The organism is Fodinicola acaciae (genome assembly GCF_010993745.1).
GTDB classification, from domain to species: Bacteria; Actinomycetota; Actinomycetes; order Mycobacteriales; family HKI-0501; genus Fodinicola; species Fodinicola acaciae.
On sequence record NZ_WOTN01000004.1, the window covers coordinates 1,001,925 to 1,016,101 of the forward strand.

Annotated in this window: 15 protein-coding genes; 2 read left to right on the plus strand and 13 right to left on the minus strand. The window is 64.9% G+C overall.

What is annotated here, in order from left to right:
• Window positions 1–272: 272 nt before the first annotated feature.
• The 3 genes from GNX95_RS40200 to GNX95_RS40210 all read right to left on the minus strand — a co-directional run bounded on the left by GNX95_RS40200 (window position 273) and on the right by GNX95_RS40210 (window position 1,844).
• Window positions 273–620 (minus strand): GrpB family protein, encoded by a 348-nt coding sequence (locus GNX95_RS40200; RefSeq protein ID WP_343035101.1) that lies wholly within the window; start codon window positions 618–620, stop codon window positions 273–275.
• A gap of 135 nt (window positions 621–755) precedes the next feature.
• A complete protein-coding gene (locus tag GNX95_RS40205) occupies window positions 756–1,442 on the minus strand; it encodes a DUF998 domain-containing protein (RefSeq protein WP_163513286.1) in 687 nt (228 codons plus the stop codon).
• 186 nt (window positions 1,443–1,628) lie between these two features.
• Window positions 1,629–1,844 carry a hypothetical protein gene (locus GNX95_RS40210; protein WP_187369764.1) on the minus strand — a complete coding sequence of 72 codons (216 nt, stop codon included), beginning with the start codon at window positions 1,842–1,844 and terminating at the stop codon, window positions 1,629–1,631.
• An 897-nt stretch (window positions 1,845–2,741) separates the two neighbouring features.
• Here GNX95_RS40210 and GNX95_RS40215 point away from each other — a divergent pair.
• Complete coding sequence (locus tag GNX95_RS40215) at window positions 2,742–4,133, plus strand: site-specific integrase (RefSeq protein WP_163513288.1); 1,392 nt, start codon at window positions 2,742–2,744, stop codon at window positions 4,131–4,133.
• 260 nt (window positions 4,134–4,393) lie between these two features.
• On the opposite strand, the gene GNX95_RS40220 is transcribed toward GNX95_RS40215, so the two are convergent.
• The 10 genes from GNX95_RS40220 to GNX95_RS40265 form a co-directional block, all read right to left on the minus strand.
• Window positions 4,394–5,524 (minus strand): tyrosine-type recombinase/integrase, encoded by a 1,131-nt coding sequence (locus tag GNX95_RS40220; RefSeq protein ID WP_222854299.1) that lies wholly within the window; start codon window positions 5,522–5,524, stop codon window positions 4,394–4,396.
• A complete protein-coding gene (locus GNX95_RS40225; RefSeq protein WP_246281926.1) occupies window positions 5,524–5,760 on the minus strand; it encodes a helix-turn-helix domain-containing protein in 237 nt (78 codons plus the stop codon). The genes GNX95_RS40220 and GNX95_RS40225 overlap by 1 nt, the downstream gene beginning before the upstream one ends.
• Window positions 5,757–7,421 carry a replication initiator gene (locus tag GNX95_RS40230; RefSeq protein ID WP_246281927.1) on the minus strand — a complete coding sequence of 555 codons (1,665 nt, stop codon included), beginning with the start codon at window positions 7,419–7,421 and terminating at the stop codon, window positions 5,757–5,759. Before GNX95_RS40230 ends, GNX95_RS40225 begins: the two co-directional genes overlap by 4 nt.
• Before the next feature lie 23 nt (window positions 7,422–7,444).
• Window positions 7,445–9,052, minus strand: a complete 1,608-nt coding sequence (locus GNX95_RS40235; protein WP_163513294.1) for an FtsK/SpoIIIE domain-containing protein — start codon at window positions 9,050–9,052, stop codon at window positions 7,445–7,447.
• Window positions 9,053–9,363: 311 nt separating this feature from the next.
• The gene (locus GNX95_RS40240; protein WP_163513296.1) at window positions 9,364–9,666 is read right to left on the minus strand and encodes a hypothetical protein; all 303 of its coding nucleotides are present in this window, start codon (window positions 9,664–9,666) and stop codon (window positions 9,364–9,366) included.
• Entirely contained in the window at window positions 9,663–10,022 is a 360-nt protein-coding gene (locus GNX95_RS40245) for a hypothetical protein (RefSeq protein ID WP_163513297.1), read from the minus strand. The genes GNX95_RS40240 and GNX95_RS40245 overlap by 4 nt, the downstream gene beginning before the upstream one ends.
• Entirely contained in the window at window positions 10,019–10,489 is a 471-nt protein-coding gene (locus GNX95_RS40250) for a hypothetical protein (protein ID WP_163513299.1), read from the minus strand. Before GNX95_RS40250 ends, GNX95_RS40245 begins: the two co-directional genes overlap by 4 nt.
• A 101-nt stretch (window positions 10,490–10,590) precedes the next feature.
• Window positions 10,591–11,343, minus strand: a complete 753-nt coding sequence (locus GNX95_RS40255) for a GntR family transcriptional regulator (protein ID WP_246281960.1) — start codon at window positions 11,341–11,343, stop codon at window positions 10,591–10,593.
• A 104-nt stretch (window positions 11,344–11,447) separates the two neighbouring features.
• A complete protein-coding gene (locus GNX95_RS40260) occupies window positions 11,448–11,675 on the minus strand; it encodes a hypothetical protein (protein ID WP_163513302.1) in 228 nt (75 codons plus the stop codon).
• A 435-nt stretch (window positions 11,676–12,110) separates the two neighbouring features.
• On the minus strand, window positions 12,111–12,398 hold the full coding sequence (locus tag GNX95_RS40265; RefSeq protein ID WP_163513305.1) for a hypothetical protein: 288 nt from the start codon (window positions 12,396–12,398) through the stop codon (window positions 12,111–12,113).
• A 326-nt stretch (window positions 12,399–12,724) separates the two neighbouring features.
• Here GNX95_RS40265 and GNX95_RS40270 point away from each other — a divergent pair, with 326 nt between their 5' ends.
• Complete coding sequence (locus GNX95_RS40270) at window positions 12,725–14,170, plus strand: NsdA family TPR-like regulatory protein (protein ID WP_163513307.1); 1,446 nt, start codon at window positions 12,725–12,727, stop codon at window positions 14,168–14,170.
• Window positions 14,171–14,177 lie beyond the last annotated feature (7 nt).

Below are 14,177 nucleotides of genomic sequence, written 5' to 3' on the forward strand. Positions count from 1 at the left end.
GCGTGTCGCCGAAGTTTCGCCGTCGTCGGCTGGAAGCATGGCCCGATGGTGCGGGTGTCGGCAGACTCGGGCGCGCGCGTTGGGCTGCGGTACCGGTCGCGTCTGGGTGAGGTAGCCGGACTCGACGCTGGATCGTGTCACGGTTGACAGCCTAGCTTCGGCCTTGCCGATCCGAGAATTCCATTCGTATAAGGAAAGAGTTCACTACTCGCGCTGGTATTGGTCGTCGACGGCGGCCGACTTGGTCGCGTACGAGAGCAGGCTGGGGCTGGTCAGGCTGATGCTGTTAGCTCCTGGATCAGCTCGGTCTTGGCTCGGGTGTAGTCGCGCGCGGTCATGCCGGCGGCGGCGAGAGTCCGCTTGAGTTGTGCGTCGCGGTCCGCATCTCGTGGGTGGGTACGCAGGTGGTCACGCAGGATCCGCTGGTTGCGGTTCGGCCAGCTCTCCAGCGTGACTACATGCAGGATGTGCGTACGCGCACCGCGCACGTACAGCAGCCGATCGGCCATTCCGTTGAAATGACGGCGATAACCGAGACTTTTCAGGGAATCCCGATCGACCATGCCGAGGTCCGGCGCCGTCGCCATCAGGTCGATGATCGGTTTGGCCGCCAGGCCCAGGCGCCGCCGTCGACCCGATGTGCTCGATGTGGATCAACACAGGCAGCGCCTGCCTGAGCTCGACGCAGTCATTCGCGGACTCGGTGCAGCCGCGGCCCGCAGACCACTGCGGCACCGAGGACGCAACCACTCCGCTCACCCACCCTTCTCGATGTCGAGCGGCGTGCTGTGGCTGGTTGCGAGGGCGATCACCCAGGCGGTGTAGGCCAGGAATAGGACCCGGTCCGGCCAGCCACCGGCCGGGATGAGACCGGCGGCCTCAGGTACCCAGATCAGGAGCAGTCCGGCCAGTGGGAGCAGGGCCAGACGGTAGAGGTGGCGGCGGCGTGGAGTCCTGGGCTGGTGGTTGCGGGCGATGCTGCGGGTGATCAGGAGCGCGGCGATGGGCAGGAGGATCAAGGCGCCGCCACCGAAGGCGGTGTGCAGCAAGCCGCGGGTGGTGAGCTGGTCTGGTGAGGTGGTCATGGGATCTGTGACGAAGACTCCGACGCCAGCGCTGCCGAGGGTGCAGACGAGCAAGATGACCAGCCCGATCCGGCCGGCGAGCCCGCGGGTGGAAGTACGGACGGCGATGGTGAGCATGCCGTAGGCCAGTGCCAACGCGAGGAACGCCGCGACCTGTAGCCAGCCATGGCGGGCGAGGGCGTATTCGCTGAGCTGTCGGGTCAGCGGGTTCCATTGAGGGTTCACGATGACCACGGCCGCAGATAGCAGCCAGTACGCCACGGTCGCGGCGATCGCGATCCGCGCCGGCATGGGACTTCGGTGCGCCGCGACGACTAGGCGATTGGCGCGGATGTGGTTGGGAATGGGCAGGCTCATGGAAGTTTCTCTTCCGTTCAGGGACACCTCTGACGTTGGTGCCCGTTCAGCAAGGACGTCGGCGCGGTGTGGGTGATCCGGACATCAGCCGTCGAGATTCGACGTGATGGTGCACGGCGCCGGCGCGGCGCAGGCCCTCCTCGTGCGCGGTGTCAGAGTGCGACGGGCCGGTTGGTGACTGCCCGGTTATCCGGCGTTGGTGAGACGAGCCGCTTGGGCGTGCAGGTAACGCTGATGCGGCAGGCTGGTGGTGTGCCGGGCGGCGTCCAGGCCGGCGGTGCGGGCGCCGGCCGGATCGCCGGCCATCTCCAGCAGTTGGGCCCGGACGGCGTGGAACCGGTGTCCGGCGGTGATGCGGTCATCGCCGGCGACTGGACCAGCTACGTCGCCGACGTTAGCCAACGACCCACAAGAGGCATTCAGACAGTTTGAACATCTGACCATTCCATTTTCGTACTTGTCATTTTCTCATCGATCTGTCATCTCGATGACGCTTGCGACAAGTTCGCTGAGAATCAGCTGGTCACAGCTCTATCCGCGATGCGGCGCCTCAGATTCCAGCGAGGAAATGGACAGAACGATGAGAAAATCGTGGGACAAAAACGATGAGACGTTTTACGAATGCGCAGGTCAGCGACGCCGATTGGGACGGCCTAGGCCCGTTGATGCGGGTTGACCTGAACGTACGTGGTTTCAGCGGCGCGTCGGTATGTGCGTTCGTTATTTTGACCGTTGGCGCGGACCGTCGCGGATGATGTTGCACCGCCGTTTATTTGAACGTTCTCCGATGCTCGAGCTGAGCGGTGCGTCGGACCGGAAGCTGCTTTGTCATGGCGCCGCATGAGGGCCGCCGTCTTCATCCGCTGATTGGCTGACCGCCGGTTGATCAATGCAGGGGTTGATCCAGTGCGGCGGACGGTTCAGAAGGTCGCCGTCACCGTACGCTCAGAATGCGTCGAATGCAGACGACTGGCCCGCTCTGGGGGAACTCTGTGGGGTCTTGGCACCTGTGACTGTGCCCAGTACGGTCATCTGGGCACCGGATCGGAACCCAAACGGAATCCTCCGGCCATTCTCGTCACGAAACCTCGGGATTTCGCAAAGAAGGGCCAGGCTGCGGCTATCGCCTACCCGATTCCTCGGCCACTTCTCTTGGTGGCGGCTCACCAAATCATCGTTACAACTGAAGGGGAAATCATGCCTGCTGGATCAGTCACACGATACTGCCCATGTCGCGATCCCGAAACCGGCGCAGAGCTGGGATCGTCGTGCCGTCGTGCGAACAGCGCGAAGCATGTTGTGCGGTGGAAGGTTCGGCAAGAACTTCGTCCGGATCCGAATAGCAAGAAGCGGCGGCTTTTCCGGCGGGGCGGCTACGGCACCAGTGCCGAGGCGCAGGCTGTGCACGACAGGGTGCGGACGATATTGGCAATTCCGGACCGCGATGATGAGGACGGCCAGGAGCGCGTCGCCGCGCTGTTGGCGCACCTGTCGCGTACCCGAGAGTCGCTGCCGGAGGTTGCGGATGTCCAGCGGCGGTTACGTTCCACGCTGGAGATCACATCGGACCTGACGGTGGCTGAGCTTCTTGACCTGTGGCAGGACTCGCGGCGCAAGCGTGGGCGGATGACGAAACAGTACGAGACCGACATCCGGGTTCACCTCAAGCCGCGGATCGGCCGGCACCGCGTTCGCCGGCTCGGTGTGGGGCACTTGATCCAGATGTTCGATGACATTGATGAGGCGAATCTCGCGATCGAGGCCAACAACGCGGCCCGAAAGGATCTGGAAGCGACCATCAGCGTCACCGTCTGCCGGGCCGCGAGGAAGGTGTTGAAGGATCAGCTCCGGTCGATGCCGCCGTATCGGCGCGTCACTGGACCGACGACGCAGCGCAACATTCGGGCGACTCTGCGCGCCGGTTTGAACTGGTGGCTCAAACAGGAGCCCGGCAACGTCAACGTCGCGGCCTTTCTGGATATGGGTGACAGCAGCCCACGCAAGCCGATGGTCTGGACGAAGCAGCGCGTCGAGCGCTGGCAGCAGACTGGGGAGGTTCCGAGTCCAGTCATGATTTGGACGCCAGCGCTGACTGGTCAGTTCCTGGATTCCATCGCCGATGACCCGCTGCATGACCTGTTCGAGTTCATGGCCTACTGCGGGCCTCGCCGAGGCGAAGCCTGTGGCGCGAAGTGGGAAGGACTGCGCGACGAGGAGAAGCTGCTGGACATCACCTCGCAGCTGGTGCTGGACGGATGGGACGTTCTGGAAGCGCCGCCCAAAACCGAAAACGGCGTCCGCACGATCGGGCTCGACGACATCCCGCTGGCGGGGATGCGCAGACGAAGGGCACGGCAGAACCGGGAACGGCTACGGTACGGGTCCGAGTGGAAGGACACCGGGTACATCTACACCGAGCCCGATGGGAGTCACCTGCATCCCGGCAAGGTCTCCGATCATTTCGAACGCCTCGTCATCGAGAGCGGCTTGCCGCCGGTTCGGCTCCATGACCTTCGCCACGGCGCCGCCACGTACGCGCTCGCGGCAGGTGTCGACATCAAGATCGTCTCGGAAAACCACGGCCACGCCAGTACGGCGTTCACCCGCGATGTCTACACCAGCGTCCTACCGGAACTCGCTGTGGCCGCGGCCGAGGCGACCGCGAAAATCATTCCCCGGCAGGCGTCCTGAGACGAAACCAATGTTCTGGGCACGTCCTGGGCACATTCATGATCCACATGCGCACACGTTGATGAATCAAGGAGCTAACCTGATGGCCGAACAACTGACAAACCCGCAGGTCAAGCTATGTATAACGGCGAGAGAGACAGGGTGGCCAGGGGCGGGGTCGAACCGCCGACCTTCCGATTTTCAGGCTGGGTGCCGTAGGGGGCTTTGTCGCTGGTCAGCCGCTTGTGGCCGACTCGGCGTGCCCCCTACGTGCCCCAAGGTCAGAGACCGTCCAGGTCCGGGAGCTGGGCCACATCGCCATGTTGCGCGATCTCGGAGAGCCGCTTAGCGATGGCCTCGTCTCGGCCGTCGACGCTGTGAAGGTACAGGCGCGCCGCCGCGTCTGTCGAGTCGCCGAGCCGCTTCCGGAGGTCAGCCATATTCGCGCCGGCCGCACCGGCAAGCGTGGCTCCCGTGTGGCGCAGGTCGTGAAACGTCAGATGCTCCAGGCCCACGCGCTTACGCGCACGCTTGTACGCCTGGTAGACCGTATTGCCGCGCATCGGTTCGCCTTTGCTGTCAACGAAAAACCGTACGCGACCGGCCCATCTCTCCGCGTGTTCCTTGAAATAGGGGAGTACGTGCGGTGGCAGGTGAACGGTCCGCTTGCCGGCTTCAGATTTGGGGTCTTTGTCATATTTTTTCTTTGACTCCAGGAGTTCCGCTCGGCTCTTGCGTACGCGGACCGTACCGGCTTGCAGGTCCACGTCAGCCGTCAGCACCGCGCAGACCTCACCGCGCCGCAGCGAGGCCCACGCCGCCAAAAGTACAGCGGCCCGGTATTTGGCCGGCGAAATAGCGTCCACGAGCTGCTGCACCTGGACAGGTGTTGCAGTCTGGCGTTCCCGCGCGACGTTCGATCCGGCTCTCTTGACCATGCACGGGTTCTTGATCACCGCGCCTTCCCGGACGCCTGCGGACATCGTCGCCTTGAGAAATCGGTACGCCTGCGTGATGACGGTCCGACCGGCGCCGTTCCGAAGCGCGGCACCGTACCACTCCCGAACGGTCGCCGGGCCGATCGAGCGCATCGGCAAATCCTTCAGAATCGCCATATGCAGCCGGAGATTCCGCCGGCAGGTCTCGGCCCACCGTTCGCCGATCTCGCCGGCCGCGAGCTTGTCATCCAGCACCCGCAATGCGTACACGCCGAACGGCTGTTTGCCGAGATCTACGTTGAACCAGCCGCCCCGACTCATGTCGGTCTCTACGCCGGACAACCACGTCGACGCTGACGGCCGGTTAGGGAACGTGAACGGCGCATTGTGGCGCTGCCCGTCCGGTCCGATGTACGACGCCTGGAACTTGCCGGAAGGCAGTTTCCGAATCTTGCCGAAAGTTCGACGTGCCATCACGCCACACCCCGACGAGCATTCAGTGTCTCGACACGAAGCGCGCGCAGGTACGCGTCAACGTCGGACGAGGCGATCCGTACCGAGCGACCCACCTTGTAGAAGGGGATCGAGCGCTCACTGACCAGCCGCCGGACGTGCCGAACGCTCATGCCCATCCGCTCAGCCGCTTCGTCCACGGTGAGCATTTGGCTATATGCCTGCATTTTCTTGTGTCCTCTCAAGTCCCCGTTCACGCCGCAGCCTCCGTTGCCGGAAGTTGTCCCGCTGCGAGCGCTTGCGCCTGGTCGAGCTCGCGGCGCCAGCGTTGTCGGTCGGCGATGGCGTGCATGAGCAGCTGTCGCCGGCCGATGGCATCAGTGTCCGATGTGGACAGACGTTCCCAGGCGTACCGGTCGGGATTCTCGGTTGCCGAAACCTCGACGGCCGCCTGGTCGCCGTTGTGGTGTTTGAGTTTCTGGATCATGCTGAGGACCCAGCGGCGCCGGTCGTTGCGGGTGTCGGTCAGTGTCTTGCCGGACCATTTCCGCGACAGCAGGACGCGCCGGCCGCCGAAGCCGAGTGTGGCTCTTTTGTGCGCACGGCCTTTGCAGTGACCCGGAGTCAGACCGGCACGGGTGTTTTTCGGTTGTACGCCGTACATAAGCCAGTTGGCGCAGGTCGGCGAGCACGGCTCGAACCGCAGCGCGTCGGCGTACCGGTCCAGGTGTGCCTTCTGCCGGTCGGTGGTCGCTTCGTGGCACTCGTCCAGCTGTTTCGTGAGGTATTTCCCGAGGTACCCGATGAGCAGGTCGGCCCGTTCGGTGCCGGCCTCGACTCCTTTGGCGTCGACTTGCGCGCCGAACCGTACGACGTGCGCCGGCTGGTCGTCCTCGCCGATGGCGTCGAGCGCCTGGTCCCAGGTCGGCAGCTGTTCGCCGTTGTCGGGGTCGACGTACGCGCCGAGCTGGTCATCCCAGACCGGAAGATTTCCCGGCAGATAAACGGGTTCGTCGCACGCTGGCCACCACACTTGGTGGTACGTGGCCGCCGCCACTTGCTTGATCAGAGTCCGCGGAATGGTCCCGCGTATGGCCGCGTGCAGGTGCGGCGCCAAGCGGCGTTGTGGTTCCAGGGACGCGAAGTACTGCACGTCCCAGCCGACCGCGCGGCGCAGGTTCTGCCAGAACCGGTCAACGAGCTTGGGGAAGTGGATGGCATCTCGCGCGGCCCGCCGGTAGTCGTAGCTCGATCCGTTCACCGGAGCGCCATCGGGACCGACGCGGCCGTAGGAGTCACAGGTCAGCGTGATGAACATCGATGGCCGCCAGACCGTGCCGTCGTTGGCGGTGTAGGTCCGGCCGACCGTACGTTTATCGACTCGCAGCCGGGGCAGCTCGGCGGCGTCCTGGCGACGTTTGGTCGATCGAGTGCGCCGAGCCGGCTTGTCCGTCAGGGTGCCGCGTACGCCGGCCTGCCGTAGTTGCTCGTCGACCTCGGCCAGATGGACGTCCAGCTCCGCGACCTCGGGGTGATCGTCCCCGAGCTGCCCGGCCAATTCGTCACGATGGCTCTGAGCGTCAGCACGGGCTGTCGCTAGCTGCTGTTGCAATTCGGTCGGGTCGTCGGATTCCAGCGGTGGTTCTTCGTTGAGATGCCAGCCTTCCCTGCATTGCGCCAGCCGGAGTGCCTTGGCCCGTTTGGCGCACGGCTCGCACTTGGACGCAAGCCGAGCGCCGCACGGGACCGGGATGATCTCCGTTGTCCCGGTGGTCGTATCTATGCGCCGCATCGCCATCGGTCGTACGCACACGCCGAATTGCAGCGCGACCGATTCCAGGACTTCCTTGGCCAGCGGCATCCTGGCCCGTTCGATCCGGGACAGGTTCCGGTCGCTTGGGTCAGACGTCGTTGTCATCGCGGGGTTCCCCGTGCCCTCGGTCATTCGCCCGCGTCCCCGAATTTCGGCCGGGGAAACTCGACCGTGTTGGAGTCGATGACGCCGGGCACCGCCTGGTCGCCGTCCATCGCCGCCAGCTCCGCGAACGTGTTGCGCCGGCCCGGTGCGTACCAGGCCGCGACGCGGTGAATCTCGTCGTCAGTGACCCAGCCGAACCGCAGCCGCACCGGTTCGGGCATGCCGTCCAGCACGACGTAGGCGACGCCTTCTTGCCCGGTGGCGTCGATCAGGTCGGCGTAGGCGCCGCGCTCTCTGGCGCCGTCGCCGAGCACCAGGTCGACTTGGCCGTCCTCGACCAGCCGCAGCGCGATCCGGGTGGGGAACAGGTCCCGGAACGGCAGCACCTCCTTACGCGGGTCCTGCAACGCGGCCAGCAGGTAGATACCGACCGCGCGACCTTGGGAGGCCAGCAGCGCGAGCGCGGCAGCGATCCGTTTCTTGGCCTCCCGGTCGATGACGTACGCGGTCAGCGACGCCAGCTCATCGATAATCACGACAACCGCCGGGCTGTCCTTGCTCGGCGTGTGATCCCGCGCCACACCACGCAGTTTCGCCTGCCTGCCTTGCATTTCGGTCACAAGGTCTTCGAGGAATTCGGCGTAGGCGATTTCGTAGGAGCGTTTGCGGTCGGGGTCGGCGGTGTCGTCTTCGCCGTAGCAGAACCGGTGAAACAGTGACCGGCCGAAGGCCAGTTCCATGCCGCCTTTGGGGTCGATGACCCACAGCTGCACCCAGCCGTCGTGTACGGCGCCGGCGAGTGCGCGGATGACGGACCAGATTACGGAGCCTTTGCCCGATCCGGTGGCGCCGGCGATCAGCACGTGCGAGCCGGCCAGCCGGAGCGTGTAGAGCGCGCCATCCTCACGGACCGCGACCGGCAGGGCCTTCAGGTTGGGGACGCGTGGAATTTCCAGCGGCATAACCGTTTTCGCCAGCCGATCCCGCTTGATTAGTGTCAACACAACACGGTCGGGGTGGTCGCGGTAGCGGAGCCGGTCGAGCAGCCGCAGCAGCCACGCGAGGCGGCCGGTACGGTCCGGCGCGATCGGCGGGGCCGAGGAGATCCGACACTCACGAACACCGAACGTGCGCGCCAACTCTTCCGCGCGATACGTGTAGTGGCCCGGTTTCTGGCCCATCAACATGCGAACGGTGACCCGATCAACCCACCGATTCGCCGATACCCACACCAACGCCGGCAAGTACTGGCGATGGTTGTAGGTCGCATCCAGCTTGCACAGCGTCATCGCCGGCCGCCACCGGACCTGGTACTTCCACATGTGCCGAAACCGCGAGATCACCGGCCACAACGCGAACCGGCGAAAAACTGCCGGTTTCCAGACGGCCCACGCCGTGAGGGCCAGGCCGACGACGCCGACCGCGATAGCCGGGGCCGGCCAGCCGTACTGGACCCACAACCACCCCAGGCCGACCAGCGCGGCCACGTCGAGGGGATGCATCAGCACCCACCGCAGAAACCGGCCGATGGTCCGCAGAATCGCCAGCGGCACGGCCCACTTGCCGCGTACCTCGTCCTCGGATACGACCACCAGGCCGGTGGTCTGTTTTGCTCCGCGCGGCCCGATCATCGGTAACCACCACGCTTGGCCGGCCACCCGACGGAGACGAACTTTCCGCGCGTACGGCCCAAAGGACCGAACGGCAGCTGCCCGTGGCAGGACGCGCATGCCGTGCCTTTTTCCAGGCCAGCCGCCGGCCATCCGCATCGGAGGCACCGCGTCCCGCGCATGCCGCGACCGCCCCGTTTACGCTTACCCATGCCAGACACTCGCTTTCCCCTCCCCGTGGGGAGATCGGGTTGTGTGGTTACACCGTGTGCGAGGACCGGGACCGGCCAGGCCGCCAAACCGAGACCGGCCCCGTCCTCGCGCACCAGCCATCAGCCGAGCTGGTGATTGATCTGTTGCGAATCCCGCACCGGTACGCGGACCCGAGTCAGCAACGCGGCACGGAACGCCGCTTTCGTCTCGTACTCCCGCAGGCCAGGGAAAAGTACCTCTGCCAACGAATGCGCCTGCTTGGCCTCGACGTACGCCGCATCGTGCAGCAGCCGGCCGCGCGCATCGCTGGACATGTTCGCCCGCCACGCATCGCCGACAGCCCGCGTACAGGCGACCATCTCGACCACAGCCGCCGCCAAAGCGGCCCGGTCAACGTCGATTTTCCTGCGGCTGTTGGTCATGAGGCCACCGCCGCCGTTGACGGGCAGGTGCAGTCGGGACAGCGATCAGAGACCGCATTTCCCCGATGCAGCGCCGCATGCAGCAACGCGTCTCGGAACGCGTTCGCCTCACCGTCGCCGGTCAAGAAGGTCTCCGGATAGAGCGCTTTGGCAACCTCATACATGCTTCGCGCGAAGAGCGCACAGGCCGCCTCACGCGAGTCGTCCTCCGTCGAGTCCAGCCGATAAACCAGCCGTGCCCCGGCAACCGTCATGTCTCGGGTGCCGGCGACCAACGCGATTACGGCCGCCGTAACTGCGCCCCGGTCCACCTTCACGACATCCACTTCGGTCACGCGCACATTCGAGCCGGTCACGATCGCGCCCCAGCAGCCTCGACAGACGCCTTACCGGCCGCCTTGCCCGTACCAGCCGTACCGGTCGCCGCCGGCTGTTTGAACCCGGTGGCGAAGTAGGCCCACCCGATGCCCTTGAACTCACCCTGGCCGACCAGTCGAGGCGAGACCTGCAAGCCCTCCAGCTCCACCGGACGCATCCCCAGCACCGTCTCCCCGTTGCCGGCCGGAACAGGCTGCACGTCCGCGAGGAAGGTGATCTCGATCGAGTGATTCTTCGCCTTGCCGGCGGACTGGTCGATGAAGATCCCCTTCCACTGCCGCTTGCCCGTCACCTCGTCCACCCGCTGCCGCACCGGACGACCCGCCGCCCGCTCATCCCGCGACTGATACTCGGTGTCCGCCTCCACATCCCCGCAAAGCAGCAAACCCTGCGGGAACACCACCGACTGCGCCTCGGCGAACCGGTGCCTGTTCTGTACCGCCATGATTCCTCCGGTCGTTTGTTCACCCGCGTAACGGGTTAACCTGTCAAGTACAACTGTACGATATGCCGTTTAGATTTAGCCTGTCAAGTGTTTCTGGATCTTCAGCGAGACGTGTCGAGAAGTGCGCCTTCCAGGTTGAACCGGCCCTGGATCTCCTGCCGCGTGGACGGCATCGCCACATCAACAACCATGATCGGATCGCCGGCCAGGTCGCAGACCGTCAGCAGGGTCGTCAGCACCCATTCTTTGGTAGTGAGCTTGAGAATTTCGCTCTCATCCTTGGTTGCCGGCCGGCACGAGATGACCTCGTGCGCGTAGTTCGGCTCAACGTTTCGCTCTCGCATCAGATGCCGTAGTACGCCGCCGTCCACCGGTTCTTGCTTGACCAGCTGGGTATCCGTCGTGAGCTGAACCGGCACGTACACCGAGATCAGCTCCGTTGGCCCCAACTCGTCGGACACGGCGAGCCGCTGGCGCTGCAACACGGGGCTTCCTGATTCGACTTCCAGTGCGTACGCGATCCGGTTGGACGCCGCCACGAACCCGACCCGGAGCAGGTTGACGTTGCTGGTCTCGTCCCCGTTGAGCAGATCGGCGACGTGTTCGGGGACCTCGGAGCGTGTCTTGGCGGGGTCGCCGATGATGATGCGGCCCTTGCCTTGGTGGCCGCGAATCCAACCGTCTTGCATCAGGATGCTGACGGCCTTGACGACGGTCGGCCGGGAGACGTTGAACTCTTTGCGCAGCTCAACCTCAGTAGGCAGCATCGAGCCGGGCGGGTACGTGCCGTCCACGATCCGACGCTGGATCGCTTGCAACACCTGCACGTACTTGATCACCGGCATCTCGTACATCGACACCGCTCACCATCCATATCGACAACCAATTGACCGGTCAACAGGTTACCGGAGTGTTTGCCCTGGTCGCAAACACCCTCTCCGCGCCTGACCAGACCACATCAGGCCCGACGGCGCCGGCCGGGTGAGTTCGACTCGTCATCGTCGTCTAGTTGAAGTTGGATGTCGATCATGTCGATGATCATCTGGTACGCCATGGCCTTGCCGGAGAGATGATCGACCTTGCGCTGATCTCCCTGGTTACGTGCGGTGTGCAGCAGCTGCGTAGCGTCCAGCCTGGCCTGTACGACCTGTCGCCGCAGTGACAAGAGTTCCGCGATCGTGCTCACCGGCCCGCCAACGCCGTCGTGTGGCGAGGAGCCGGCCGTGTCCGCCGCGCTGGTCGTTCGTCATAGGCCCGCGGATCGATCCCAGCCGCCGACAGCACAGCCTCGGCGACCGCTCGGATGTCGCACGGCCAAGCATCGTCACACCTACGGCAGAAAACACCGCTTCGCCGTACGTACGGCTGATGCGTACGCGAGTGCGTCAGCGCCGTTCGCGCCAGCACCGAGTCAGGCCGTATCAGGACGAGCATGCAGAAGCCTCCAGGGAAAGAAAGGACTCCAGCTCGGCGCCACGGAGATGAGGATCCGGGACCGTAGCGGCAACGTCCGAGCTGGAGTCCGTCGAAGGCCAGACAGGTCCGGGAGCCGCACTCCCGCCGCACCCCCGCGCCGCGACACGGCAGCGAGAGGTCTCAACCGGACCTGTCCGGCCGGCTTTTACTTGTATGTCCGCAAAAACTTCGACGCCGAACGCGTGACCGGCCGTGGAGCGATCAGCGAATCCGGCAACAGGCCGACTTCGGCAAGCGCCAGCTGCGCGTCCAGCCGTTCCACGCATCCGTTAATGAAGCCGGGACCGTCGCCGAGCTGCGCCGAGTCCCACACGCCGCCGCAGTACGAGCAGGTGCGCGTACCAACCTGCACGCCGTGCGGCCGGTGCTGCACCAGGACGAGATGTAGCTCGTCCAGGTCGCCGGGAGGCAGCGCCTCAGCTGGCCTCGACACGTCCACTCCCGAGGCAATCCATGCACGGCGTACGCGGGTGGTTGGACGTCGTTTCCGACATCGGTAGGACCCGCAGCAGGAAGACCAGCTTCCAGCCACGACCGTCACACGACCGGCACGCCTGTTCACCAGGTTCACCCGGCAAGCCGTCCACCCGCCCATCTGCTGACTTGTCCATGCGACAGAGCCTGTCGACTGGCAGCCTGCTATCCCATGGCGCGGCGGCATATGGCATGTAGTCATAGCCAAACGGCCTCGGTCACCCGTCGCGTGCCTACAATCACTGTGGATGACGTTTCCGCAGCTACGGGGAAGGCAGCGACCGCGTGCCGGGGTATGACCCGATCCGACTACCGCCGGACTTCTGGACCGACCCGGCAGTCCGCGAAGCTCTGCGCGCACGCGACATCGGCCGGTTGCTCAAGATCATGACGAGCCCGCCGCTCAAGATCTCCCAGACCCGAATCGGTGTCGCCATAGGCGGCAAGGATCAGGGCCAGATCAGCCGCATGATCAACAAGACCAAAGAAAAGACACTCGGTTCCCTCATTGACATCGCTGACGGCCTCGACATGCCGCAGAGCGCCCGCTACGACCTTCTACACGGCCTCCTGGGAGCCAGTCCACAGCCGGACCCGATCCCAACACCCGATCCGACTGTCGGCCTCATCTATCCGGCCGGGGACCAGCCAGACCGCGCCAGTGTCGCCGAGCTGCTGCGCGTCGATCTCGACGGGCACACAGCCGTGACGGATGCGGCTGTCAATCTCGACGCATGGAAAACGACTTACATGCAGTGGCTCCTGGCCGACACCGACCAGGCCGCGCCGGCTGACATCGGCCGTATCGCTGGTGTTGAAGGGATTCGCCGTACGACCGAGCTTTTCGCGCGCCTGGACAACCAATTCGGTGGCGGCCACGCGCGCCAGGCCCTCGTCCAGTACCTCCGCAGCGACGTACTACCGCTGCTCGACGAACACCATCCCGACCCCATCCGCGCCGAGCTGTACCGCGCCACCGCCGAGGCCGTGTTGTTGGCCGCGTGGATGTCGTACGACGCCGGCAACCACGGACTCGCGCAGCGATATTTCATCCAGGCCGCCAAAATCGCCGACTCAGCCGGCGACCGCGTACTGTCCGCCAGCATCCTGGACGCGATGAGCCACCAGGCCACTTTCATCGGCAACTACACCGAAGCTGCGCAACTGGCCCAGGCCGCACAAGCCGGTACACGTGGCCGCGCCACCGCCACCCTGACGGCCCACTTCTCGCTCATGGAGGCCCGCGCGCTCGCGCGTCTCGGCGACGCCACCGGCACCGACCGCGCCATCTCCAAGGCCGTCACCCTTTTCGAGAAGCGCAGGCCAGACGATGACCCGGAGTGGATTCGCTACGTCGATGACGCCGAGCTGGCCGCCGAGATCGGCCACTGCTTCCGCGACCTCGACCGCCACCAAGCCGCCGCCGGCTACCTCCTGCAATCAGTCGGCGGAACCAGCGACGAATACCTACGCAGCAACTACTTCGCCACCATGGTCCTGGCCGATGCCCACCTAGCCGCTGGCGACCGTGAACAAGCGCAAGCTATCGCCCTCAAGGGAATTGAAGTAGGTGAATACCTCAAGTCCGCTAGGACAACGACTTACCTACGCGAGTTTAGAGCCCGTTTGGAGGCTTCAAGCTCCACCGTGGACACGGACTTTGTTGACGCTTTGAGTGGGTCCAATCTATGGCGCCGCGCCGAGGAAGAGCTACGCACGGAAAACCGCTAGTCATGTC

Coding starts and splice junctions, on each gene's coding strand:
- GNX95_RS40205 (WP_163513286.1), bottom strand. CDS start 1,442: ATGAGCCTGCCCATTCCCAACCACATCCGCGCCAATCGCCTAGTCGTC.
- GNX95_RS40220 (WP_222854299.1), bottom strand. CDS start 5,524: ATGGCACGTCGAACTTTCGGCAAGATTCGGAAACTGCCTTCCGGCAAG.
- GNX95_RS40230 (WP_246281927.1), bottom strand. CDS start 7,421: ATGACAACGACGTCTGACCCAAGCGACCGGAACCTGTCCCGGATCGAA.
- GNX95_RS40235 (WP_163513294.1), bottom strand. CDS start 9,052: ATGATCGGGCCGCGCGGAGCAAAACAGACCACCGGCCTGGTGGTCGTA.
- GNX95_RS40240 (WP_163513296.1), bottom strand. CDS start 9,666: ATGACCAACAGCCGCAGGAAAATCGACGTTGACCGGGCCGCTTTGGCG.
- GNX95_RS40250 (WP_163513299.1), bottom strand. CDS start 10,489: ATGGCGGTACAGAACAGGCACCGGTTCGCCGAGGCGCAGTCGGTGGTG.
- GNX95_RS40255 (WP_246281960.1), bottom strand. CDS start 11,343: ATGTACGAGATGCCGGTGATCAAGTACGTGCAGGTGTTGCAAGCGATC.